This window comes from Photobacterium sp. GSS17, from assembly GCF_028621875.1.
GTDB lineage: Bacteria > Pseudomonadota > Gammaproteobacteria > Enterobacterales > Vibrionaceae > Photobacterium > Photobacterium ganghwense.
Genome location: NZ_CP117518.1, coordinates 1322397 through 1345981, shown reverse-complemented (window position 1 = coordinate 1345981; position 23585 = coordinate 1322397). Strand labels below are relative to the sequence as shown.

Here is a 23585-nt window from a genome sequence, read left to right as displayed (position 1 = left end):
TATTCCCAGTGCCCATACTCGTCCCACTCTCTCCGCCACATTTAAAAAAAGCCGCTGTTTAACAGCGGCTTTTTTGTATCTGAAATTTGGCTCATCCAACCCATACAAATCCAATTTTTCTGAGCTCTTAGAGAGCCAGTCCTTGGAATTTAAAGGGCTTGGCGTCATGAAAATGTGCTGAGACTTCGCCCGCGTAGATTTGGCCGGATGAGACATCCAGCATTTTTGCCGAACTGCTTTCGGAAAAATCCAACTGTTTCAAATCTACCCAGAAAGTGTTGGGTGAGAGAACTGTTTCAAAGGTATATCGTAAATTTGTCTGATCGGCGACGACCCGCCATTGAGTGCTGGATAAATTCGGATGGCCCGCGATGGAATAGCCATACGGTACTGAGGTATGACGCATGATGCTCATGAGAACAGCTGTCGCCACGCGTTCATCATCCGTTTTTGGGGTATTGTTTATAAAGTAATTCGCTCTGACAAATCGATCGGATGATTTTACCGTACCCGGCATAAAATCAGAGCCGCTAACGGTTTGCCAGTACTTCTGAATTGCTAATTGTTCAGAGTATGGAGGATCGTTTGTCATGACGAGATAATCGGGGGTGTGATGAATCACCAGTTTCCCGTCAATATACTCCAAAATGGCACTGTCACCCGTGGCATCCGAGATAGACATATGCACCGTAGTCATTTTCTGTGTGCCCGGAATCATGTCAGTGACGACAACAAATGACTCTTTTGATAATTGTTCTACTGACTCAGCAACTGTTGCAAAGTTATCTAACACATATTGCGCCCACATCGAAATAGCCAAACCAGGATGAGTTGACGAAGGTGCTGACTCCGGATAGCGACTTTCCAGTAACCACAGCAAATTCGCGACTAACCCTTTCTCATTCATTCCGTCTGTTGTGGCTATATCCCAAGAACTGGCGATCAGACTGCCATATTTTGACTTCCATTGAACAGAATGCGGGCCCACACTACCGTCTCTATCCATTCCTTTTGGAAACAGCCACAGATTGGCCGGAATGGGCAGGCTAAAATCCATGTTTCTTCCTGTCATGACCAGGTTCTCTGTTCCTTTGTAGATCACCCGGGTACAGGCCTGAGCCGTATTAATTATTGCTCCTGTCCCTAGGGTAAGGGCAATGCCCATCAGGACTTTTCTGATGTTATTCATTGTATCCTCTGGCAAGAATTGTGAATTGAGGGCAGCTTTTTACATATATTAGAGTATCGAACCAAACTCATAAATGGGAGATTTAATTCTCTGAAATAAGAAGATTGATTTTAATTTATCTTCCTAATTTGATAGATGTTTACGGTATAAAATAAATATGAGAATAGTCAGTTATTTAATATGGCTTGATACCTGTTTTTTAAAGTGGGTTTGTTTTTAAAAAAGAAATATAAATTAGTGATCTATCATTTTTATTAAAATGATTTCAATTAAGTCATTTTAGGAAAGTCAGTCAATAAAACCGTACCCGTCCAATGAAAAGCAGTCTTCGTGGTATGGATCGGGAGTGAGGAAAGGATGCTGTCTTTCTTTATCTGTGATCTCACGGTGTTGCTGCCTCTATCTCTACCTCAGTACTACAGTTATTTCACTTGAGTGCTCAACCGTGCCTGCCGTTATTGGGGTGAGACAGTGAATTTTAGATTCTCTTGCAATACACCCTCTTTTCTGTTTTTTCAAATGCTTGCTGGGTGTTTGTTAGTTGTGTTGTGTCTCAGCCAGGTGACTCAACAGCCAGGTGTATCAAGAAAGGAATGATGTGACTTCACGATTTGGTTCATGATTATCAGGTGAGCTAAGCGCCGAAATACATCATTACTGAAGAGATGCAAAATAAAGCTGACCAGTTATGGCATGAGATGGCATCGGAAGATGCGATTGATGCCCTGAACGCAAACAGAGACGGGCTGTCTTCTGATGAAGCAGCGAAGCGTCTCAATACCTATGGTCCCAATTGCTTACCGGCTCCTCCTCGACAGCATCCCTTTCTCCGCTTTTTGCGTCAGTTTCACAATATTCTTATCTACGTGCTTCTCTGCTCTGCGGCGATGACGGCGGTGCTGGGTCACATTGCCGATACCTGCGTTATTCTGGCTGTTGTTATTGTGAACGCGGTTATCGGGTATTTTCAGGAGGGGAAGGCCGAAGAGGCAATGGATGCCATCCGCCATATGCTGGCGCTGAAAGCCTCGGTGCGACGGGAGGGTATCCGCCGTTCCATAGATGGGGAAGAACTGGTGCCGGGTGATATTGTGCTGTTGGAAGCCGGTGACAAGGTATCTGCCGATTTGCGACTTGTGCAGGTCAACGGGTTGCAAATTCAGGAAGCGATACTGACCGGTGAGTCTGTTCCCGTGAAAAAAGACACTGATGCCGTTGCGCCCAGCACGCCGCTTGGTGATCGGGTATGCATGGCATACAGCGGTACACTGGTGACCAGCGGGATGGGATGGGGAGTGGTGGTGGCCACCGGTGCTAGCACTGAGCTTGGCCGGATTAGCGGTATGCTTTCCACCGTTGAAACCTTAACCACCCCGCTGCTCCGGCAAATGGATGTGTTCGCACGTTGGTTAACCGCCCTCATTTTGCTGCTTGCCGCCGTGCTGCTGGTTTTTGGGTATGTTGTCGAAAACTTTGCATTTTCCGATATGTTCATGGCTGTGGTTGGCTTGTCCGTTGCGGCTATCCCGGAAGGGCTTCCGGCGGTACTGACTATCACGCTGGCCGTAGGTGTACAGGCCATGGCGCGTCGCAATGCGATTGTCCGGCGTTTGCCTGCGATTGAAACCATTGGCGCAGTATCGGTGATCTGCACGGACAAGACCGGCACTCTGACCTGTAATGAGATGATGGCGGTGAGCGTAGTAACGGAATCGCACGTCTTTTCCCTGGATGGTGTGGGGTACGAGCCGGAAGGAGAAATCCGCTTAAATGAGGTGGCAGTCAGTGCGAGCGAGCACGCTATTCTGGATGAAATTGGCAGAGTGGCGGCGCTGTGTAATGACGCGACCCTGCATTGCAGTGACGGTGCATGGGCGGTATTGGGTGACCCGATGGAAGGCGCTTTGCTGGCACTGAGTGGCAAGCTCGGTCTTGATCTCACCGACGAACTGTCAGGATGGATGCGAACCGATGTGATTCCGTTTGATGCCAAACACCGCTTTATGGCGACCCTGATTCATGACCACGAGAACCACGCGTTTATTGCAGTGAAAGGAGCGCCAGAGCAGATTTTCGTGATGTGTACCCGGCAACGGACGGTCGCGGGCGACAGTGAAACGTTTGACCCTGGCTACTGGCATGAGAAGGCAGAGGATATTGCGTCGCAGGGACAGCGCGTACTTGCCTTTGCGGTCAAACCGGTACCGCCGGAGCATACCGTGCTGGAATTTACCGATGTTGAGCAGGATCTGGTTTTCATTGGTATGGTCGGGCTGATTGATCCGCCGCGCCCGGAGGCCATTGCTGCGATCGCTGAATGCCAAACCGCCGGGATCCGCGTAAAAATGATCACCGGCGATCACAAAGGGACCGCGGCGGCCATTGCCAAACAGCTCCGGCTGCAGAACCCTGACAAGGTGTTAACCGGTGCTGATCTGGCTGGCATGGACGATAGCTCGCTGGCGGCGGCAGTGACGGAAACCGACATTTTTGCCCGCACCAGTCCGGAAGACAAATTGCGGTTGGTCATGGCACTGCAGTCGCATGGCCTGACGATTGCGATGACCGGCGACGGCGTCAACGATGCACCTGCACTCAAGCGCGCCGATGCCGGGATCGCCATGGGGCGAAAAGGCAGTGAAGCCGCGAAAGAAGCGGCGGAACTGGTGTTGGCTGATGATAATTTTGCATCAATCGTTGCCGCTGTGCGTGAAGGGCGAACGGTGTATGACAACATCAAGAAAGTCATCAGCTGGACCTTGCCTACCAATGCCGGTGAAGCGCTGACGATCGTGGTTGCGCTGCTGTTTGGTATGACGCTGCCGATTACCCCGATCCAGATCCTCTGGGTGAACCTGATCACTGCGATCACCCTTGGGATTGCACTGGCGTTTGAACCGACAGAAAAGAACACCATGCAACGACCGCCGCGACCGCGGTATGAGCCCATTCTGAATGGTGAGCTGGCATGGCGAATTATTTTTGTGTCACTCTTGTTGCTTGGTGGAGTGTTCGGGATGTACGCCTATGCTGTTGAGCAGGCGTATTCCGTCGAATTGGCGCGTACCATTGCCCTGAATACGCTTGTGGTGATGGAAATCTTCCATCTGTTTTTTATCCGAAATATTTATGGCACGTCATTGAAATGGGAGTTGATTGTCGGAACCAAAGTGGTTTGGGCAACAATCGTGTGTGTCACGGCGGCACAGTTTTCCATGACGTATCTGCCGCCATTGCAGGCGCTCTTTGCCACCGAGGCCGTGCCGTTCTGGGACGGGGTGATCATTGTCGTTGTCGGAGTGGTGTTTTTTGCAATCATCGAAATTGAAAAGCGACTTCGTTTGCTGTTGCATGATATTCGTACCGGCTTTCTTCCGCCGAGATCTTGATTGGCTGCGTCCAGTAACTCTCATTTTTTCAGAGAATCGTATTCAGGTGCGCGCGTTCAGATAATTCACCAAAGCGGAGAACGATCTGATTTGCGGGTAGTCAGACTCCGGAATGCTGACGCCGCAGCTTCGTTTCAGGGCATCCAGCAGATTGAGGAAGTCCATTGAATCGAGGTCGCATTCCTCGCGCAGATCTTCATCAGGATCAATATCGCTTTCGGTGATTTCCGGCGCAATGTTTTGGATAGCCTGCATGACCAGGTCCCTGATGTTGTCGTTATTGCCGTTGGTTGTCATAGCTGCTCCGGTTTTTGTAATTGCTGCGACAGGGCATGTAAAAACTTCGCCCCCTGTATGCCGTCACTGACCCTGTGGTCGGCACTGAGCGTGACCGTCATGGTGTCGCAGATAGCGATTTGGTTGTAACCCTTGTCATCGGTTCTGACCTGGAGCGTCTGGCGTAAACGACCCGCGCCCAGAATCGCGACTTGCGGTGGGTAAATCACACCAAACACACTGTCAGAGCCCCTCTCACCGATACTGGTCAGGGTGATTGTGGCGTCGGTCAGCTCAGAGCTGCGCAGGCGACCAGTACGGCTCCGGTTGCTGATATCGCGCAGTGCCAGCATGGTGTCATCGACCGAGAGCCGGCTGACATCATGAATAGCTGGCACCATAAGCCCACCTTCACGCAGGCTGATTACCGTCCCGATGTGCACCGCTTTCTCAGGTTTGAACTCACCATTTTGAAAATAACCGTTTAAAGATGGGAAGTTAGGCAGAACCGTTGCAATGGCTTTGAGTAGTAAAGCAGGCAATAGGAGACGGTGTTCGGGATCACGCCCGGCGTTTTGTTCATTCAGCCATTGTTGAGTACGGGTAAGATCCACGTCCAGGCTCAGGTAATAATGGGGAATTTCCCGTTTCGATTTTTCCATTGCTGCGGCGATTGCTGCTCGCATCGCGGCCGGATCCCGGTTGTCGCGGCGGTCACGGGAGGCGGTGTTTTCAACACTCTGGGTTGAAGGGCCTGCTGCGGTGGCCATCGCAGCAGGCACGGCAGTTTGCTGAGCAGAAGCGGTTGGTTCGACGTTGTAGCCCGATGCCACTTGATGTGCGGTGTTGAGATCCCGCAGCAAGATGGCCCCCATCGGCCCGCTGCCGACGATGCTTGCTAAATCCAGATCGTGCTGACGGGACAGTGTTCTGGCTGCGGGGGAGGCCAAAATTCTGATCTCTGATGGTGCAGGTTGTGCCATGATAGGCCCGGAGACGCAAGGCCCAGAGACGGAGGACTCGGAGATGCTGGGTTCAGAAACGTTGGGCCCAGAGATGCTGGCTTCAGAGACGTAAGCCTGCGGTGAAAGCGGTTCCGGTATTTCCGGTTGAGACGTCTCCGATTGAGGTATATCGGGCGGCGCCATAACCGGTTCGGCGGTCGGCAGCGTGCCAGCCTCTGTCGTGTCAGCCTCTATGCGGGCTAGGATGGATCCGACCGGCAGACTGATGACCGGCTGCACCAGAATTTTGCTGATGGTTCCGCTGTGGTAGCTTTCCATCTCAATAGCGCCTTTACTGGTTTCAATGACGGCGATGCTGTCACCTTTGTTGACATGGTCACCTTCGGCCACCATCCATTCCGTCAGGGTGCCGTCTCGCATGTCAGCACCCAGTGAAGGCATCACAATATCAAATGACTGGCTGCTCATCAGCGGCCATCCATCGTCGCTAAGGCGGCGGCAACAATCTGTTCGACTTGAGGCAGGGCCGCCTGCTCCAGATGCTGAGGATAGGGGATAGGGACTTCCGCGCTACAGATTCTTTTGACCGGGGCATCCAGGCTCCAGAATCCGTCCTCCATGATGATGGCACTGATTTCGCCTGCCAGGCTGCCGGTTTTCCAGCCTTCATCAATGATGACAGCTCGGTGCGTTTTGCGAACGCTTTCCAGCAGCGTTGATTTGTCCAGCGGGCGCAGGCAGCGCAGATCCACCACTTCGGCTGAAATGCCATCCTGTTCCAGTTGCTCGGCGGCCGTCAAGGCTTTGTGCAGGTTACCGCCGTAGCTGATGAGGCTGATGTCGGAGCCCAGACGTCGAATAAGGGCTTTTTCCATCGGGGCATCCGGCGAATCCGGCACGGCGCCGGGTTCATTGAGCAGCATGACATGCTCGAAAATCAGCACTGGGTCCGGATCAGCCAGCGCCTGCCCTAACATATGCCGCGCATCACCGTGCGTCGCCGGGCTCAGGACTTTCAGGCCGGGAATATGGGCGTAGAAATTTTCCCAGCTGTGTGAGTGCTGGGCGGCAAGCTGTCTGCCGGCACCGCAAGCCATGCGGATAACCAGAGGAACATTAAACTGACCACCTGACATATGACGTAGGGTGGCTGCGGTATTGACGATCTGATCCATCGCCAGCAGGCTGAAATTGACGGTCATGACTTCGACAATGGGTCGCATCCCGCCGAGAGCCGCGCCAATGCCGACCCCGACGAAACCGGATTCGCACAGCGGAGTATCGATGATGCGGTCAGCACCAAACTGAGCAAGCAACCCCTTGCTGACCGCATAGCAGCCCCCATAGCGCCCGACATCTTCACCCATCAGGAAAACCCGCCGATCCTGTGTGAGTGCTTCGACCAGTCCGGCCCGCAATGCCTCACGGTAGCTCATGGTTTCTGAGCTTGTCTCTGGATTTGTGTCTGAGAGCATGGGTTTACCCCTGTATTCCGGTCTGCTGTTGTGGTCTTTAACTCGGCAGCTAGTTCGTCAGCACGTTCATCAACACGTTCTGTACGGGCTGTGAGCATTTGCTGGTGCCCTGTCATCACTTTCTTTGTGGGCTATAGACATCCCGAGCCAAGTCTTCTATCGGTTCCCAGGCTCCGGCTTCAGCAAATTGGACGGCGGCCTGAATTTCTTGTTCCACATCTTTTTCCAGCTCATCCAGTTCGTTATCCAGCAGGTGGCTGTTGTTTCTCATCCATTGCACCAGTTGCTTCACCGGTCCTTTTTCTTCCCACAGTGCGATTTCTTCTTTTTCGCGATAGAGCTGGCTATCAAAACTGGAGTGACCGCGAAAGCGATACGTTTGGCATTCCAGAAAATAGGGTTTCTGTTCTTTGTGAATGTAGTCGCAGGCTTCAAGGGCGGCTGCTTCTACATTGACCACATTCATGCCATCCACCTGTGCGGCTGCGATACCATAGCTACGCGCTTTTTGAGCGATGTTGGTTTCAGATTCGGACAGGGCAAGGGCAGTTCCCATGGCATAGCGGTTGTTTTCACAAATAAACAGTACCGGCAGTTGCCATAACGCTGCCAGGTTAAGACTTTCATGAAATTCCCCTTCGGCTACCGCACCTTCACCGAAGAAGCAGGCTGTCAGCGCTGTCCGTTGCATTTGTTTATTGGCCATGGCCAGTCCGGTTGCTAACGGCAGGCCGCCACCAACAATGGCGTTGCCGCCGTAAAAATGGGTTGCCCGATCAAACAGATGCATGGAGCCTCCGCGTCCGCGGCTGCATCCGGCGGTGCGACCGTACATTTCAGCCAGAATACTGCCCATGCTGACGCCGCGCGCGAGCGCGTGCCCGTGTTCACGATAGGTGGCCACGACCTGATCATCGCGGCTGAGTGCGCTCATAATGCCGACAGCAATGGCCTCCTCGCCGATATAAAGGTGAAGAAAACCACGAATTTTCTCCAGAGCGTAAAGCTCGGCACATTTTTCTTCAAAACGGCGAATGCGCAGCATTTGCTTAAGTTGCTGCAGTAAATGGGCTCGGTTGATATGGAGTCTGCTGGTCATTGTTCATCGCACTCCAGTGTAGAGGTATCGCCTTCAGGCAGCCCCAGCTCCCGGGCTTTGAGCAACCGGCGCATGATTTTTCCGCTTCGGGTTTTTGGTAGGCTGCGGCGAAAAACGATTTCTTTTGGCGCAACTGCCGCTCCCAGCCGTTTGCGGGCAAAACCCAGCAACGTTTTTTGCATCGCCTCGTCCGGTTCAAACCCGGTTTTGAGGGTGACAAAGGCTTTAACTATCTCACCTGCGACAGGATCGGGTTTGCCGATGACCCCGACTTCGGCGACCGCTTCGTGTTCCATCAGGGCGCTTTCAACCTCAAATGGGCCGATTAAGTGGCCTGAGGATTTGATGAGATCATCCTTGCGACCGACAAACCAAAAGTAGCCGTCTGCATCGCACATGGCCAAATCGCCGCTCAGGTACCAGCCGTTACTGAAACAGCTGCGGTATTTGTCTTCCTGATGCAGATAGCCGCGGAACATGGAGGGCCAGCCCGGCTTCAGTGCAAGTTCGCCGACTTCCATCGGCGTGGTGATGACGGACCGGGAACCATCGTCGTTCTGTCCCAGAATCGCCGCTTCAATGCCGGGTAGCGGCCGGCCCATCGAGCCGGGTTTGATGTCCTGACTGGCGGTATTGGCGATCATGATGCCGCCGGTTTCGGTCTGCCACCAGTTATCGTGGAACGGGATCGGAAGCGTTGTCTGGCTCCATAAAACGGCTTCAGGATTGAGCGGTTCGCCCACGCTGGCGATAAACCGCAGGGCGGATAAGTCGTAATTCCGGCAAATCGCCGCCCCGGCTTTCATGAGCATACGTATGGCGGTCGGGGCGGTATACCACACTGTAACCTGATGGTGTTGCAGGATGTGGTACCAGCGTTCGACGTCAAATTCGGCTTCATCAATGATCATCGTCACCCCCAGGCAGAGCGGCGCGATAATGCCGTAGGAGGTGCCGGTTACCCAGCCCGGGTCGGCTGTACACCAGTAGATATCGGACGGTTTCAGATCCAGCGCCCAGTACGCCGACAGCTGGTGATAGGCTACCGCCTGATGGACATGAATCACCCCTTTGGGCTTGCCGGTTGTACCACTGGTGAAATGCAGCAGTGCCATCTCTTCCGGCTGCGTGCTGACGCAGGGAAAGGCGGGATCGGCCTGTTGCATGAGGTCGGACAGGCGATAGCAGCCTGAGTCGGGCTCTGGTTCACCATCAATTAACAGGATGGCTTTGAGGTGGGGCAGTTCGTGACACCACGTTTTGACTTTCTTTTGATAAAGGCTTTGCGTGGTCAGCAGGACCTGCGCTTCGCCGATTTCCATCCTTGAGCGGATAGGCTCGGGGCCAAAGGCGGAAAACAAGGGGGTAAACACACAACCTGCCTTTAAGGTGCCCAGCGCGGCGATATAGAGCTCTGGCCGTCGCCCGGAGAGGCTGAAAATACGTGCTCCGGGCGGTAAACCTAAACGGTGCAGTACGCTGGCGAACCGACTGGTCAGTTGGCACAGGTCACGATAGCTGTATTCCAGTATTTCATCATTTTTGCTGATCCAGCGGAGTGCCAGTTTATCTGCGACATGGGTAGTCAGATGGCTGTCCAGTGCCTGGAAACAGATATTCAGCCCGCCATCCGGCAGGTGTTTCAGCGTGGGTTTACTGCCTGTTGAGTCATCAGGCTCGAGGGTGAAATCTGTGTCGAGGCAGTCACGTTGATAGTAGGATAAATAGTCGGATAAATTGGCAGAGGCCGCATCAGCGGATTTTTTGATGATTGGTACCGCCATTCCAGTTTCCCCCTGTTCACGACATGCTGATCTCACGCTGGCAATCGGTGTTGCTGCAGGTGTCACTTTCACTGCTGGGTATAAGAATAGTGTGTTTCGCTGCAAGAATACGTGGATTCGGTGAGACAGAAAATAATCGGTCAGGTCAACCAATTGATTTATCTGGAATGTTTTCGTCGAGAATTGAGCCGGCTTTCTTGTTAAGACATGGCATTACCTGCCGGGAGGCTACACTCTGTATGCGAAGGGGTATCCGCTGCTCATTGCAACCTGGAGAGTCAACCTGAACAGCGACCAGTAAATCGCTCTCTCATGACTGAAGCGAGAATGAAAGATGGCAGATATTTATGGCTTTGATGCTTTTTCTCCAAAGCAAATTGCCGAAAAGGTTGACAACATAGGCGTGACTAAAGCGCGTCTGCCGCTGTTGTCGATGGTCATGCTGGGGGTTCTGGCGGGGGCGTTTATCGGCTTAGGGGCGCTGTATTTTGTGCTGATAAAGTCGGACGCTAATTTGGGGTTTGGCACCAGTCAAATGCTCGGCGGGCTGGCGTTTTCACTGGGCCTGTTGCTGGTGGTGGTAGCCGGTGCGGAGTTATTTACCGGTAATAACCTGCTTGCGATGGCCTGGGCCGATAACAAAATCACGACCACAGAGTTGCTCAGGAACTGGCTGGTGGTTGCTTGCTCAAATTTCATTGGGGCGGCAGGGCTGGCCGTGCTGGTTTATGTGTCGGGACACACCGAGCTGAACCACGGCGTGATTGCCGAGCGTTATCTGCAAATCGCACAGGCAAAATGCAGCTTACCTTTCTGGACCGCTTTTTTTCGCGGCGTGCTGTGTAACATTCTGGTTTGTATGGCGATTTGGATGGCCATGGCTGGCAGAAGTGTGGTGGATAAGGCGGTTGCCATTGTTTTTCCGATTTCGGCTTTTGTTGCTGCCGGGTTTGAGCACAGTATCGCGAATATGTTTTTCATTCCACTGGCCATGTGTATCAAGGCTTTTTCTGGTACGGCGGCAGCAACGGCTACTGACGCTGTAGGCTGGCTGGGGTTTATCGGTAATCTTATTCCGGTGATTCTGGGAAATCTGGTTGGCGGAAGCGTGCTGGTGGGGCTGGTTTATTACATGATTTACCTGAGAAAACCGGTATTACCGTCAGATAAGACGTAATGTTTTCAGGGTAAACGCGGGTATTGGCGGCAATTCCCTCAGAACTGTGTGGCTATACTCAATGTCAGAATCCACTGATTGATTGTGAGCGACCATGGTTTTCTCTAAGGCGGCTTCATCTAAAGCGATTGTCTCTGAGGCAGCGGCTTCAACGATGGCTTGTGCGACGACGGCCACTTCCATAGTGAAAACCGTTTGCCCCTTTTGTGGCGTCGGTTGCGGGATCAACCTGAAAGTGGATGCGCGGGGCAATCTGGTTGGGGTTGAGCCCCAGCAGAGCCATCCCATCAGCCGCGGAAAACTGTGTGAAAAAGGCTGGAGCACGGCTTATGCTATCCGGCCGGACAACCGCATCACGGAACCGCTCAAACGCATAAAGGATCGCTTTTATCCTATCAGCTGGGATCAGGCCCTGAGTGAGATCAGCGAAGCGATCCGCGATATTCAGGCGGAATCGGGCAATGATGCCATGGGTGTCATCAGCAGTGCCCGCGCCACTAATGAAGACAATTATGCCGCGCAGAAATTTGCCCGCGCCGTCCTCAACACCAATAACATCGATCACTGCGCCCGCATTTGCCACAGCCCGACGGTGGCCGGATTAAAACAGACTTTAGGCTCAGGGGCGATGACCAACAGCACGAAAGACATCTTCGAGACGGAGTTGATTGTTGTCATCGGTGCCGACCCCACAGAAAATCACAGTGTGCTGGGCGGGCAAATTTTTGATGCCCGGCAGCGCGGAGCAAAGCTGGTGGTGATTGATCCCCGGGTAACCCGGTTGGCAAAAGTGGCCGATATTCATCTGCAGTTGAAACCCGGCAGTAATATCGCACTCATTAATGCCATGCTGCATGTGATTATTGAGCAGAAACTGTGTGATACCTCTTTCATTCATCAGCGCTGTGAAGGTTTTGAGGGGCTGGCGGCCAGCGTGGAAACCATTACGCCGGAGTCGGTGGAAAACAGTACCGGGGTCAGTGCCCGGCAGATCAGAGCCGTGGCTGAACTGTATGGTCAGGCCAAAACAGCCATGATTCTGTATGGAATGGGCATTACCCAGTTTGTCAGCGGGACCCAGAACGTGATTGCCCTGTCTAATCTGGCGTTGGTCTGTGGCCAGATTGGCCGCCCCGGCACCGGGATCAATCCACTCCGCGGACAGAATAATGTGCAGGGCGCGTGTGATATGGGCTGTCTGCCGAATGTATACCCCGGTTATCAGGCAGTTACCGATGCCACGGCGCAGCGTAAATTTGCACAAGGCTGGGGCCAGCTAATTGCGTTACAACCCGGTCTGACATCACTGGGAATGACCAAAGCAACCTTGGCTGGGGCATTTCGTGGTCTGATCATTTTTGGTGAAGATCCGGTGGTAACGGATCCGGATCAGAACCATGTCCGGGCCGCCATGAAAAAGATGGAGCTGTTGGTGGTGGCAGAGCTGACCATGACCGAAACCGCCAGACTGGCCGATTATATTTTACCGGCTGCCTCTTTTGCCGAAAAAGAGGGGACTTTTACCAACTGTGAACGGCGGGTTCAGCATATTGCTCCGGCCTTGTCGCCTCCCGGAATTGCGATGGGTGACTGGCAATGGCTGAAAGCGCTGGCGGAAAAACTGGGGAGTCAGGCCCTGAGCTGGAGCTGCAGTGAAGCGGTGTTTGACGAAATGGCCTCGTTGACTCCGTCCTATCAGGGCATGAGCTATTCGCACCTTCAGCAGGCACACGGTCTGCAGTGGCCCTGCAATCAGAGTGCGCCGGAAGGGACGGCCATTTTGCATCAAACTACGTTTCCGATTGGCAAAGCCCGACTGATTCCGGTACACCAGATTGCGGTGGATGAGCCCCCTGACGACCAGTATCCGCTTATTCTGACCACCAACCGGCTGCATTTTCACTACGGCTGCGGATCCATGACCCGAAAATCGCCACTTCTGGAACGGGAAACCCCGGCCGGTCTCTTGTTTATCAATCCGCAAGATGCCCGAAACCTGCTCATACATCGCTACTCGCCGGTTGGCGTGCGCTCGCGTCGTGGCTATATCGAGACACGTGCGATGATCACTGACGATGTACCACCTGGCTTGGTGGCCATGCCATACCACTTTCGGGAAGCGCCATCGAATCAGCTGACAAACACCGCTCAGGATCCTGTCACTAAGATGCCGGAACTCAAAGCATGTGCCGTATCGGTCGAGCCTCTGCCTCCGGGACAGGAGCCCAAAGACATCGATCGGTTATTGGAGGAGCCATAATATGCAGCAGTATTTGCTCGACTCACTTCATGAACTGCAAGCGCATTTAGCTCAGTCCTACCAACTTTATCAGGTCATCGACAACGACGGTGATACCAGCTGGCAGCATGTGGTGCAAGCACCTTACGGGGAACTGGTGTCAAAGCTGCCGCAGAGTTCAGCCAAGGGCTTTTTCTTTACGGAGCAGGAAACCCTGTATGTTTTCGACGGGCAGTATTTTCGCGAAACCATTCCGCAACCGGAACCCTTTGTGTTGTTCGGAGTGCAAAGCTGCGACCTGATGGCTATCCACTATCAGGATATCTTTTTTGAAGAAGACCCTTACTATCAGGCTCGACGGCAACAGGCATTGCTGGTGGGCATAGATTGTGTGCAACCTTGCCAGCAGGGGTTTTGCTATCTGGTGAATGCCGGGCCGGGTGTCAGGGATACCACCGCTGATCTGATTCTGCACCCGCTTGAAAACAGCCAATGGTTACTGATTGTGGTGTCTGAGCGGGGGAACGCTGCCCTGCATGGGCTGACGCTGACACCCGCCTCGAGCGATGACAAAAAGCAGCGCTGGGATAACCTGAGTCAGTGCGAGCATCAGTTTGGCGATCATTCCTATATTCTGGAAGGCATTGATAAACTGAACCGCGATTTGCCGTCTGATGCATTCTGGCAGCAGGTGGCGGTGCAGTGCATTGCCTGTTCCGGATGTACGACCTTGTGCCCGACATGCTCTTGTTACGGAACCCAGACAAAGGTGATGGTGCCGGCAGCCGCCATCAACTCACCTGAGACGGGAACTGAAGGTGGGGAACCCAACGGGGTGAAATCCTCAACGGTGCGATTCTGGGATTCCTGCCTGTACGAAGGGTTTCAGCGCGAAGCCAGTTTTCATAACCCGTCGGAACAGGCGGGTGATCGGGTAAAACGCTTCTGGTATCACAAATTCAGTCATGATTTTGTGCCGGAATTCGGGCGGTATGGGTGTATCGGTTGCGGACGCTGCGAGCAAACTTGTCCGGGAGTGATTGGGGTTCACTCGGTCATGAAGAGGATCGTCAAAGATGCATAACCTAACGCCAATGGCTATTCGTCTGCTTGATTTCTATGAGGATGGCGAGCACACGCGCCATTTCACTTTTCGTCTGTTAGATCCAGAGCCTGATAATCCTGAATCTCAGGTTTCTGGAATAGCCGAATCTGAAGAAGCAGGAACTGAATCTCCAGTATCGGCGCGGCAAAGTGACTGGATGAAAGCCCAGACAGGACAATTTTTTATGTTGTGTCTGCCTGCGGTTGGCGAAGCGCCGTTTACTTTTACTCAGCTTCCGGATCAGCAGGGGACATTTCGTGCGCTGGTCAGAAAAATGGGCAGCGTCACCTCCGCCTTGTTTCAACTTGAAGCGGGGCAGATTCTGGGCGCCCGCGGGCCCTATGGCAAGGGCTGGCCGATGGCAGAGGTGATAAATAAAAGGGTACTCGTTGTGGGAGGCGGCTGTGGCCTCGCACCGCTGGTCGGCGTGGTGAATCAGTTGATCGCGCAACAGGAATACACCCAACTGATGGTGGTGTATGGTGCCAGAAGCCGTCAGGCGAAGATGCTGACACCGGAGCGTAAACACTGGCAGCAGGTTGTTCAGGTGTTCAATACCATTGAGGACGGCGATATCGATACCGGTGAGAATGAGTATGCTGGCACTCCGCTTGATATTCTGCCGATGGTGCTCAGTCAGTTTGATGAAACGCCGGATGTGGTACTGTTGGCAGGCCCCCAGGCGATGATGTTCGCAGTAGCTAAACAGCTGACTGCCGGTGGTATTGCGGAATCGGCGATCTATTTGTCGATTGAGCGTCGCATGCACTGCGGCCTGCAGACCTGCGGGCACTGTTACCTGAAAGATAAGTACGTCTGCACGGATGGCCCTACATTCCGCTGGGATCAGTTGAAGCAGCACCTGCCTGACAGTTATTAGCGAATAGCGAATAGCTAATAACTAACAAGTAATCAATGATAGCGGTTTTATCACGAAGTGACCCGATGTGTATAACCGCTATCATGTTGTGACTCAGCTTTTGTTTATTGTGTTGTCTATTGTCCTGTCTATTGTCCTGTCTATTGTCTTGTTTATTGCCGTGATTATGTTTGTGGTGGCTTAATTTTCTGGTGGTTTGACGTTTTGGCGTTTGCTTTCCGCCAAGGCGATTTGTTGGCAGCCTCTGGCGACGGAATCGGGATTCAGGGAAATCGAATCAATGCCGCAGTTTACCAAAAACTCCGCAAATTCAGGATGATCCGACGGTGCCTGCCCACAGATGCCCACTTTGCAGCCATACTGGTGCGCGACGGTGATGACCTGAGCAATCATGTCTTTGACCGCATCGTCTCTGGCATCAAACAGAGGTTTCAGCTCAGCGGAATCCCGGTCAATGCCCAGGACCAATTGAGTGAGGTCGTTACTGCCGATGGAAAACCCGTCGAAACGCTGGGCGAAACGGTCAGCCAGAATGACGTTCGAAGGGATTTCGCACATTACATACACCTGCAGGCCATTTTTTCCGCGTTTCAGCCCCGCTTCCGCCATGACTTCCAGCACTTTGTCGGCTTCACCTGTGGTTCGGCAAAACGGAATCATCACAATGATATTGTCAAAGCCCATCACTTCGCGGGCCTCGACAATGGCCTGGCATTCGAGCTTGAACGCTTCACGGTAAAGCGGATGGTAATAGCGAGAGGCACCGCGCAGGCCGAGCATCGGGTTTTCTTCGTTCAGTTCGAAAAACTCTCCCCCCAGCAGGCCTCGGTATTCATTGGATTTAAAATCAGACATTCTGACAATGACCGGGCGCGGGTATTGTGAGGCCGCGATTTTTCCGACTCCCATGGCAAGATTATGGATAAAGTAATCCGGCTGATGGGGGTAACCATGGGTGAGCTGGGCAATTGTCTGGCTGATGGTTGGGTCTGTGACTTTTTCAGGATGGATCAAGGCCATGGGGTGAACACGGATCTGGCTTGAAATGATGAACTCGATACGGGTCAGGCCGATGCCGGCAACCGGTAACTGCCACCAGCGAAACACGCCATCCGGCATTGCCGCGTTAATCATGACGGCGGTGTTGGTACGGGGGATGTCATCCAGATTGACCTGTTGGGTGTCATAACGCAGGATGCCGTTATACACTTTTCCGACGGCACCACCGGCACAGCTCAGTGTGACGGGTTGACCGGTTTTCAGCGTTTGGGTCGCGCATCCCGTTCCCACAATTGCAGGTACTTTGAGCTCGCGGCTGACAATGGCGGCATGACTGGTGGGGCCGCCGGTATCGGTAATAATCCCTGCGGCTTTTCGCATTAAGGGCACCCAGTCCGGATCGGTGCGTTCGGTGACAAGAATGGCTCCGTCCGGAAACTGGTCGACATCACGCGGATCTGTGATAAGAAATGCGTTCCCGGTGGCGATTGCACTACCCACACTGGCCCCTTCCAGCAACAGGGTCGATGTTTCTTTCAGGCTGTAGTTCACCAGCACGGCCTGGCGTTTTTGTGACTCCACTGTTTCGGGGCGGGCCTGAACCAGATACAGTCCGTGGTTGTCTTTTGCCCATTCCATATCCATCGGACAACCGTAATGGCGTTCAATGATTACCGCCCAGCGAGCCAACTGCAGTACGTCATCATCGGTGAGCACGAGCGTGTTTTGCTCTTGTTCTGTCGTGGCTAGTGTTTGGGTTGCACCCGTGATGTTGCTGAAGGTTTCAGTAGTCACTTTACTGATTGCTTGGTTGTTATCTTGGCTTTCAGTGTGGCGTTCCGCATGGCTTTCAGGGGCATACACCATTTTCTGCAGCTTATCCCCCAGCTGTTTTTCAATAATGGGGCGTTTTCCTGCCACCTCAAGCAGCGGTTTGTACACCATGAACCGATCCGGTGTGACGCTCCCCTGTACAATGGTTTCGCCCAGTCCCCATGCGCCGTTAATCATCACAACGTCAGGAAAACCATTTTCGGTATCTAAACTGAACATCACCCCGGCAGCTTTGGATTCGACCATTTGCTGCACCCCGACGGAGAGTGCCACTTGCTGGTGTGCAAACCCTTTTTCCTGACGATAGACAATGGCTCTGTCAGTATAGAGCGAGGCAAAACAGTGTTTACAGGCCAACAGAACGTCCGCCTGACCGCGAATATTGAGATAGCTTTCCTGTTGCCCGGCAAAGCTGGCGTCAGGCAGATCTTCCGCGGTAGCTGAGCTTCGGACGGCAACACTGACATCGGGTATCTCCAATTGCTCGCACAACTGCTGATAGGCTTCAGTAATGGCATGTTGTTGCTCGTCGCTGAATGTGCCCTCGGCGATCAGCATCCTGATTTTAGCCCCTGTCTCTGCCAGCGTTGCATTCCCCGTATCCATATCAGCCAGAAGCCGTGAGATGGGCTCATCGAGGCCATTTTGTGCCAGGAAATCGCGATACAGCTGGGCGCTGGTGGCAAAGCCAATGGGAACCCTGATACCGGCGTCTTTTAATTGACTGATCATTTCGCCCAAGCTGGCATTTTTACCGCCGACATAAGGAATGTCGGTGGTACGCAACTGGTGATACCAATAAATGGCTGATTGGGCGGTACTTTGAATGGCGGAAGCGTGAGACTCCGGATTTTGTTGCTCTGGAGATTGTTGTTCTGGGGATTGATGTTCAGAAGCTTGATGATCAGATGCCATGCTGCTCTCCTTCAGGTCGCTCTGGCGCTCATACATAACCCGGGGCGTGGACTCGTCGACAGGGACTCATTTATTTTAGGTGCAATTTTTTTTAATCGTGCAAAAAGCCCACATTAAACGTGGGCTTTTTTAGTGTTTTTGATGGGCTGCCTGCGGCTTGCTATTTCTAAGCATCTGGCAGCTAAGTCGCAGTCTGCTTTACAGCATCATTACCTGAGCGATAAGCAGCAATGAACCAAAGCCAAGCAGGAAGAGCACGATAGGCAATACGAACTTCACCCACTTGTTAAAGGGAATATCGAGCATTTGCAGGGTCACCAGTACCAACCCAGTTGGCGCCAGGAACAACATGGCATATTGCCCCCAGTTATAAGCAGAGACAACGATGTCACGCGGAATCATCACGGTATCGGCTAACGGTGCCATGATCGGCATCGACAGTACCGCCAGCCCGGATGATGACGGAACCACCAGACCCAGCAGGAAGAAAATAAACATCTGAGACACGGCAAACACGCTGCCATGCATACCCGCAACCAGCTCAGATGCCCAGGCGAGGATGGTATCGGACACCATGCCTTGCTCAAGAATGATGTTAACGCCGCGGGCCATCCCGATAATCAGGGAGACTGCAACCAGTTCTGAAGCGCCCTGGGTAAAGGCTTCAACGGCTTCTTTCTCTCTCAAACCGGAAATGAAGATGATCACAATGGCAATAGCCAGGAAAGAAGCCGCCATTTGGCCAAACCACCAACCCTGTGTTGACACGCCCCAAATCATCATCGGGAAGGCGATGGCGAAAAGGGTTAAAATAATTTTGCGGCGCAGGGTAAAAGGGACTTTCTCGTTGAGATCTTTGCCTTTGAGGAAACGCTCTCTGAAAGCGTCACGGTCTTCATAGGTATAAGAAAATGACGGATCCGCTTTGATTTTCTTGCAATACCAGTACAAGTAGCCAATGACAACGGCCATACCCACGGCTAAGCCGAACGTCCGTACGCCAATCCCTTCGGTGAAAGAAATCCCCGCGGCGTTGGATGCGATAACAACGCTGAATGGGTTGATGGTTGAAAATGCCGTACCGATAGAGGCAGCCAGAAAAATGGCGCCGACACACACGATCGAATCAAACCCTAAGGTCAGGAAAATCGGAACCAGAATGGGGTAGAAAGCCACGGCTTCTTCTTCCAGGCCACAGGACGTGCCCCCGAGCGCCATGACGATGCAAACCAATGCGACAAACAGGAACTCTCTGCCTTTGGTTTTCTCTGACAGGGTGACCAGTCCGGCATTAAATGCCCCGGTTCTGTTGATGACGCCTATCATGCCCCCGAGAATCAAAATAAACACAATAATATCGGCACCTTCCACCGTCCCTTCCACCATGGAGATAGCGATGTCACTGAGGCCTTTGGGGGATTGCTCCAGCTTTTCGTAAGTGTCGGGAATAGCGATAGGCTTGCGTATTGTTCCGTTAACGAATTGATCGATACCGATATTGATTTGTCGTTTTTTTAGTTCCTCCTGATTGGCCGGTACGATGGTGACGTCGCCCTGAGGGTTCTCGACCAGCAAAGTATTTTGAGAAGCATCGTAAGACAGTTTGGAATAGGATCCTGCCGGGACAATCCAGGTAAGACCGATAGCAAAAAGCGTGATCGCAAATAAAATGGTGAATGCAGTAGGGAATTGAAATGTTCTGGTTCTTTCTTTTGTTAGTAGCATAAGAATTTCCTCTAAGCCGAATAGCTAGATAAAAAATCATTCAACCTATTCACTTAAAGTATTATGTTGCAAATTGTAATAACACAGCGGTGATCACAAATTAAACAAGATGAAAATAGGAATAAATTAGCTAATTATTCCGATTAAATATCCATGGATTGAATAAAGCATGATAACTATATTCTCGTTTACAGTTTTTTTATTGTGGTGTGAATATATATAAACAAAAAATTGTAATGTGAAATTAAAATAATGATTCTTATTGATACGTATATTTAAAAATATACGTATCGGATATCAATACTGTTTTCATGTAATAAAAAATAAATAAAAGTAAAAAAGAAAATCAAGATAGACGTATAATCAATGACCTGCCGGCATATCGCTGGCAGGATGCCTCAAAATCCAGCAGGCTGACTGCTAACTGTTACACTTGAAAGTACCTTTTAGGTTTTGAGGTTATTCACAATGAAAACTCGAACAGCAAAACCAGCCGGACGGGTACATGCTAATCAACCACTTCTGCTCTGTTCACTGACGGCTCTCGCCATGCTTTCTGCCTCCTATGCTTATGCTGATCACCACAAGCTGACGGTGGCTATCGCAACGGATATGCCACCTTATGTCTCAGACAGTGCAAAGACTGGGCTGGAAGTCGATATCGTCAAAAAAGCCCTTGATGGGTATGTTGTTGAGTTTGTGCAGATGCCGTACAGTCAACTGCAAGACGCGGTGCAAAAGCAAAAGGCGGATGTATCTATTGGCGTGGTTGCGGATAACACGGATAACAGTGATGTGTTTTATTCCGACCCGCTCATCTCGTTTGCAAACTTTGCCATCAGTAAAAAATCTGACAACCTTGATATAAACAACATGGACGATCTAAAAAAATATCAGGTGTTGACCTGGCAAAACGCTTATCTTGAATTGGGTGATGAATTTAAAAAGCTGTTTTCACCAGAGTCTGAATACCGGAAAAATTACCATGAATTCTCCGATCAGGCGGAGCAGGTGGCACATTTTTGGAAAGAGAGCCAACAGGTAGCGATTATCGATCGAAATATCTTTGCTTATTTCACTAAAGCCCTTAAACCGTCTGACGGTGAGGTTGTCCACCACAGTTTGTTTCCCGCTGTAACTAATTTCTCTGCCAGTTTTAAAGACGAATCTGCGATGAAAGCTTTCAACAGTAAACTCAAAGCGATGTGCCAAAGCGGAGAGTACGGTAAACTGCTGGAAGAGTATGAGGTTCAATTAGAAACGACGGTCTGCGGCGATAAGTGATTTTTAAAGCGTAAGCACACACTGTAGGTTATGCAGTGTGTGCAACATGGCTTTTAATTATGACATGCCTTTCATTGGTGATATGGCTTTCATCGGTGACATGGTATTTATCGATGGCACAGCTTTTTATTGAGGACACAGCTTTTTATTGATGACACAGATTTTATCGATGCAAAATCTTCCTCAGAAAACAGCCTATTTTTCGGTGAAATGTTGGGTTATCAGAAAATAAATGGGTTCAGTGAGCGGCGCTTAAATCTTAGCTATGTTTGTGGCCTGCTTTGGTTCATGAAAAAACCGAATATCGAGTCAGATATTTGAGCCACTCATTCAAGTTATTTACGTGCTATGCATAAGCGGCTCAGGTATGAGACGTCAGCAAGACAAGGAGGTCAATTGAACATTTTGGTGTTAGGCGGCACCGGTTTTTTAGGTGCGCAAGTCGCTCAGCAGTGCCTTGTTCGGGGCCATAATGTGAGCGTTTTTAGCCGCGGGTTATTCGCCGAATCACCAGGCTATCGCCTTGCTGGCATGGCTACCCTGAAGCATGTGCAGCATTTTTATGGCGATCGGAATAAGGGCATTGACGCTCTAAAGGTGTTAGACGACTGCTGGGATGTCTGTATTGATCTGTGCGGCTACACCGCACCACAGGTACGGGAAAGCACTACTTGGTTGCGTGACAGAGTCCGGCATTACATTTATATCAGTGCCGTTCGTGCATTTTTGCCATCCCCTGAGCACATGATTAATGAAAGCAGTGAGAGATATTCACTGATCGATGAAAATATCACACGTGTCGACAATGAAACGTATGGCCCGTTGAAAGTGACTTGCGAGTCTATTGTGCATGAAATATTTGAGGGCCGAAATACCATACTTCGTCCTCAGGTGATGGTTGGCCCTAACGATCTATCCGGAAGAATGACCTACTGGTTGTTACGTGCCAAGAATCAGCCAGTGATGTTGCCCGGTGATGGCAATGATTTTCTTCAGGTTGTTGATGTTACCGATGTCGCCAGCTTTATTGTACGAGTCAGTGAAAACAGGTATCTCGGTGAATTTAATCTGGCGGGACATAAAATAAGCTGGCGAGCGTTTTCGCAGTTGCTGGGTATTCAACACGGTGTGTGGGTAAACAATCAAATAATCAAGAACGCAGGCTTAACGTTCAGGGAGCTGCCACTGTTTCGGCCCAAAGGTAGTAATGAAGCGTCTTACATGAATATCTCTCACGACAAGGCCGTGTCATGTGGTTTCAGGATCAGTGAAATGAGTGACACAATATCAAGAATAATGGACTGGATAGGTCACACTGATATTACGAAGATGATTCCCGATGATATTCAACATGAGCAATTAAGCCCGGAAGCGGAAGCACAGCTCATCAGTGAACAGTTGTTCTGATAGGGCAATTCGGAGATGGCCATTCACAAAAAACTATTGAAAAGGAGCGAATAAGAGGACTTATTCAAAAGACCTTTTTAAGAGAACAATTAACAAACGAAAAAAGTCAGTGCTAAAGGCTGTAAACAGAGGTTCATTGGCTTTAGTATCACGTTATTGAATATCTCACAGGTTAGTGGGTTATCTATGGAAAAGGAGTTTCCAGATGACACTTGAAATATGGATGGTTTATGCATTAGCCGTGTTGGTTTTAACGGCTTCACCCGGCCCCAGTTCTCTTTTATGCATGACCAAAGGCGTGACCTCGGGCTGGAAAGCGGGGGCATATACCGCTTTGGGCAGCTTAACTGCTATCACAGCCATAATGACTTTGTCTTTTACTGGGCTGGGGATGGTGATTGCTTCATCTGAACTGGTGTTCAATATCGTGAAATGGACTGGGGCGGCTTACCTCGTTTATCTGGGAGTGAAAGCACTGACATCATCCCAGGACAGTTATGAGCCGGTCACGATGTGCGGTGACAGCCAAACTCGATTTACGCAGCACTACGTCAGTGGCTTTATTGTCGGTGCCAGTAATCCCAAAGCTATCCTGTTTTTTACGGCATTGTTTCCACAATTTATTAATCCTTCTGCGGGGATGCTGACTCAGTATCTGGTCTTTGCGGCGACCTTCGTGACGTTAGAACTTTCTTGGTTACTGACGTATGCCTATCTGGGATCAAAGTCATCGTCCTGGGTATTCGGTTCAGGTAAGGCGAGGTTGTTTAACCGTATTACGGGAGGTGGGTTTATCGGGGCGGGTGCTTTACTGGCGTCGGTGAATCGTGGTTAACAGAGTAT

General features: G+C 51.3%; 16 protein-coding genes. 8 read left to right on the top strand and 8 right to left on the bottom strand.

The genetic code is table 11. The features are described from left to right. Positions 1 to 127 precede the first annotated feature (127 nt). A complete protein-coding gene (locus tag PGW97_RS22495) occupies positions 128 to 1189 on the bottom strand; it encodes a linear amide C-N hydrolase (RefSeq protein ID WP_273859893.1) in 1062 nt (353 codons plus the stop codon). Between the two features lie 665 nt (positions 1190 to 1854). Between PGW97_RS22495 and PGW97_RS22490 the strand changes: the two genes are divergently transcribed. Continuing rightward, on the top strand, positions 1855 to 4578 hold the full coding sequence (locus PGW97_RS22490) for a cation-transporting P-type ATPase (RefSeq protein ID WP_273859892.1): 2724 nt from the start codon (positions 1855 to 1857) through the stop codon (positions 4576 to 4578). Between the two features lie 42 nt (positions 4579 to 4620). On the opposite strand, the gene PGW97_RS22485 is transcribed toward PGW97_RS22490, so the two are convergent. The 5 genes from PGW97_RS22485 to acsA form a co-directional block, all read right to left on the bottom strand. Further along, entirely contained in the window at positions 4621 to 4875 is a 255-nt protein-coding gene (locus PGW97_RS22485) for an acyl carrier protein (RefSeq protein WP_047886171.1), read from the bottom strand. Continuing rightward, a complete protein-coding gene (locus PGW97_RS22480) occupies positions 4872 to 6287 on the bottom strand; it encodes a dihydrolipoamide acetyltransferase family protein (protein ID WP_273859891.1) in 1416 nt (471 codons plus the stop codon). The genes PGW97_RS22485 and PGW97_RS22480 overlap by 4 nt, the downstream gene beginning before the upstream one ends. Next, complete coding sequence (locus tag PGW97_RS22475) at positions 6287 to 7294, bottom strand: alpha-ketoacid dehydrogenase subunit beta (RefSeq protein WP_047886396.1); 1008 nt, start codon at positions 7292 to 7294, stop codon at positions 6287 to 6289. The genes PGW97_RS22480 and PGW97_RS22475 overlap by 1 nt, the downstream gene beginning before the upstream one ends. A 115-nt stretch (positions 7295 to 7409) precedes the next feature. After that, positions 7410 to 8393, bottom strand: coding sequence for a pyruvate dehydrogenase (acetyl-transferring) E1 component subunit alpha (gene pdhA / locus PGW97_RS22470; RefSeq protein ID WP_047886169.1), 984 nt, complete (start codon positions 8391 to 8393; stop codon positions 7410 to 7412). Continuing rightward, a complete protein-coding gene (gene acsA / locus PGW97_RS22465; RefSeq protein WP_273859890.1) occupies positions 8390 to 10177 on the bottom strand; it encodes an acetate--CoA ligase in 1788 nt (595 codons plus the stop codon). The genes pdhA and acsA overlap by 4 nt, the downstream gene beginning before the upstream one ends. A gap of 334 nt (positions 10178 to 10511) precedes the next feature. Between acsA and PGW97_RS22460 the strand changes: the two genes are divergently transcribed. From PGW97_RS22460 to PGW97_RS22445, 4 genes are all read left to right on the top strand, one after another. Then, entirely contained in the window at positions 10512 to 11354 is an 843-nt protein-coding gene (locus PGW97_RS22460) for a formate/nitrite transporter family protein (RefSeq protein ID WP_273859889.1), read from the top strand. 94 nt (positions 11355 to 11448) lie between these two features. Beyond that, positions 11449 to 13614 (top strand): formate dehydrogenase subunit alpha, encoded by a 2166-nt coding sequence (gene fdhF, locus PGW97_RS22455; protein ID WP_273859888.1) that lies wholly within the window; start codon positions 11449 to 11451, stop codon positions 13612 to 13614. A gap of 1 nt (position 13615) precedes the next feature. Further along, complete coding sequence (locus PGW97_RS22450; RefSeq protein ID WP_047886166.1) at positions 13616 to 14677, top strand: 4Fe-4S dicluster domain-containing protein; 1062 nt, start codon at positions 13616 to 13618, stop codon at positions 14675 to 14677. Beyond that, positions 14670 to 15578: an iron-sulfur cluster-binding protein gene (locus PGW97_RS22445; protein WP_047886165.1), complete on the top strand. Its 909-nt coding sequence runs from the start codon at positions 14670 to 14672 to the stop codon at positions 15576 to 15578. The genes PGW97_RS22450 and PGW97_RS22445 overlap by 8 nt, the downstream gene beginning before the upstream one ends. 180 nt (positions 15579 to 15758) lie before the next feature. Here the strand turns inward: PGW97_RS22445 and ppsA are convergent, their stop codons facing one another. Continuing rightward, positions 15759 to 18326 (bottom strand): phosphoenolpyruvate synthase, encoded by a 2568-nt coding sequence (gene ppsA, locus PGW97_RS22440; protein ID WP_273859887.1) that lies wholly within the window; start codon positions 18324 to 18326, stop codon positions 15759 to 15761. Between the two features lie 198 nt (positions 18327 to 18524). Continuing rightward, positions 18525 to 20051, bottom strand: a complete 1527-nt coding sequence (locus PGW97_RS22435) for a YfcC family protein (RefSeq protein WP_273859886.1) — start codon at positions 20049 to 20051, stop codon at positions 18525 to 18527. A 468-nt stretch (positions 20052 to 20519) separates the two neighbouring features. Between PGW97_RS22435 and PGW97_RS22430 the strand changes: the two genes are divergently transcribed. The 3 genes from PGW97_RS22430 (at position 20520) to PGW97_RS22420 (ending at position 23577) form a co-directional block, all read left to right on the top strand. Continuing rightward, positions 20520 to 21335 (top strand): substrate-binding periplasmic protein, encoded by an 816-nt coding sequence (locus tag PGW97_RS22430; RefSeq protein WP_217393487.1) that lies wholly within the window; start codon positions 20520 to 20522, stop codon positions 21333 to 21335. A gap of 396 nt (positions 21336 to 21731) precedes the next feature. After that, a complete protein-coding gene (locus tag PGW97_RS22425) occupies positions 21732 to 22742 on the top strand; it encodes an NAD-dependent epimerase/dehydratase family protein (protein ID WP_273859885.1) in 1011 nt (336 codons plus the stop codon). A 205-nt stretch (positions 22743 to 22947) separates the two neighbouring features. Beyond that, positions 22948 to 23577 (top strand): LysE family translocator, encoded by a 630-nt coding sequence (locus PGW97_RS22420; RefSeq protein ID WP_273859884.1) that lies wholly within the window; start codon positions 22948 to 22950, stop codon positions 23575 to 23577. Positions 23578 to 23585: the final 8 nt, after the last annotated feature.

Coding starts and splice junctions, on each gene's coding strand:
- PGW97_RS22495 (WP_273859893.1), bottom strand. CDS start 1,189: ATGAATAACATCAGAAAAGTCCTGATGGGCATTGCCCTTACCCTAGGG.
- PGW97_RS22490 (WP_273859892.1), top strand. CDS start 1,855: ATGCAAAATAAAGCTGACCAGTTATGGCATGAGATGGCATCGGAAGAT.
- PGW97_RS22485 (WP_047886171.1), bottom strand. CDS start 4,875: ATGACAACCAACGGCAATAACGACAACATCAGGGACCTGGTCATGCAG.
- PGW97_RS22480 (WP_273859891.1), bottom strand. CDS start 6,287: ATGAGCAGCCAGTCATTTGATATTGTGATGCCTTCACTGGGTGCTGAC.
- PGW97_RS22475 (WP_047886396.1), bottom strand. CDS start 7,294: ATGCTCTCAGACACAAATCCAGAGACAAGCTCAGAAACCATGAGCTAC.
- pdhA (WP_047886169.1), bottom strand. CDS start 8,393: ATGACCAGCAGACTCCATATCAACCGAGCCCATTTACTGCAGCAACTT.
- acsA (WP_273859890.1), bottom strand. CDS start 10,177: ATGGCGGTACCAATCATCAAAAAATCCGCTGATGCGGCCTCTGCCAAT.
- PGW97_RS22460 (WP_273859889.1), top strand. CDS start 10,512: ATGGCAGATATTTATGGCTTTGATGCTTTTTCTCCAAAGCAAATTGCC.
- fdhF (WP_273859888.1), top strand. CDS start 11,449: ATGGTTTTCTCTAAGGCGGCTTCATCTAAAGCGATTGTCTCTGAGGCA.
- PGW97_RS22450 (WP_047886166.1), top strand. CDS start 13,616: ATGCAGCAGTATTTGCTCGACTCACTTCATGAACTGCAAGCGCATTTA.
- PGW97_RS22445 (WP_047886165.1), top strand. CDS start 14,670: ATGCATAACCTAACGCCAATGGCTATTCGTCTGCTTGATTTCTATGAG.
- ppsA (WP_273859887.1), bottom strand. CDS start 18,326: ATGGCATCTGATCATCAAGCTTCTGAACATCAATCCCCAGAACAACAA.
- PGW97_RS22435 (WP_273859886.1), bottom strand. CDS start 20,051: ATGCTACTAACAAAAGAAAGAACCAGAACATTTCAATTCCCTACTGCA.
- PGW97_RS22430 (WP_217393487.1), top strand. CDS start 20,520: ATGAAAACTCGAACAGCAAAACCAGCCGGACGGGTACATGCTAATCAA.
- PGW97_RS22420 (WP_273859884.1), top strand. CDS start 22,948: ATGACACTTGAAATATGGATGGTTTATGCATTAGCCGTGTTGGTTTTA.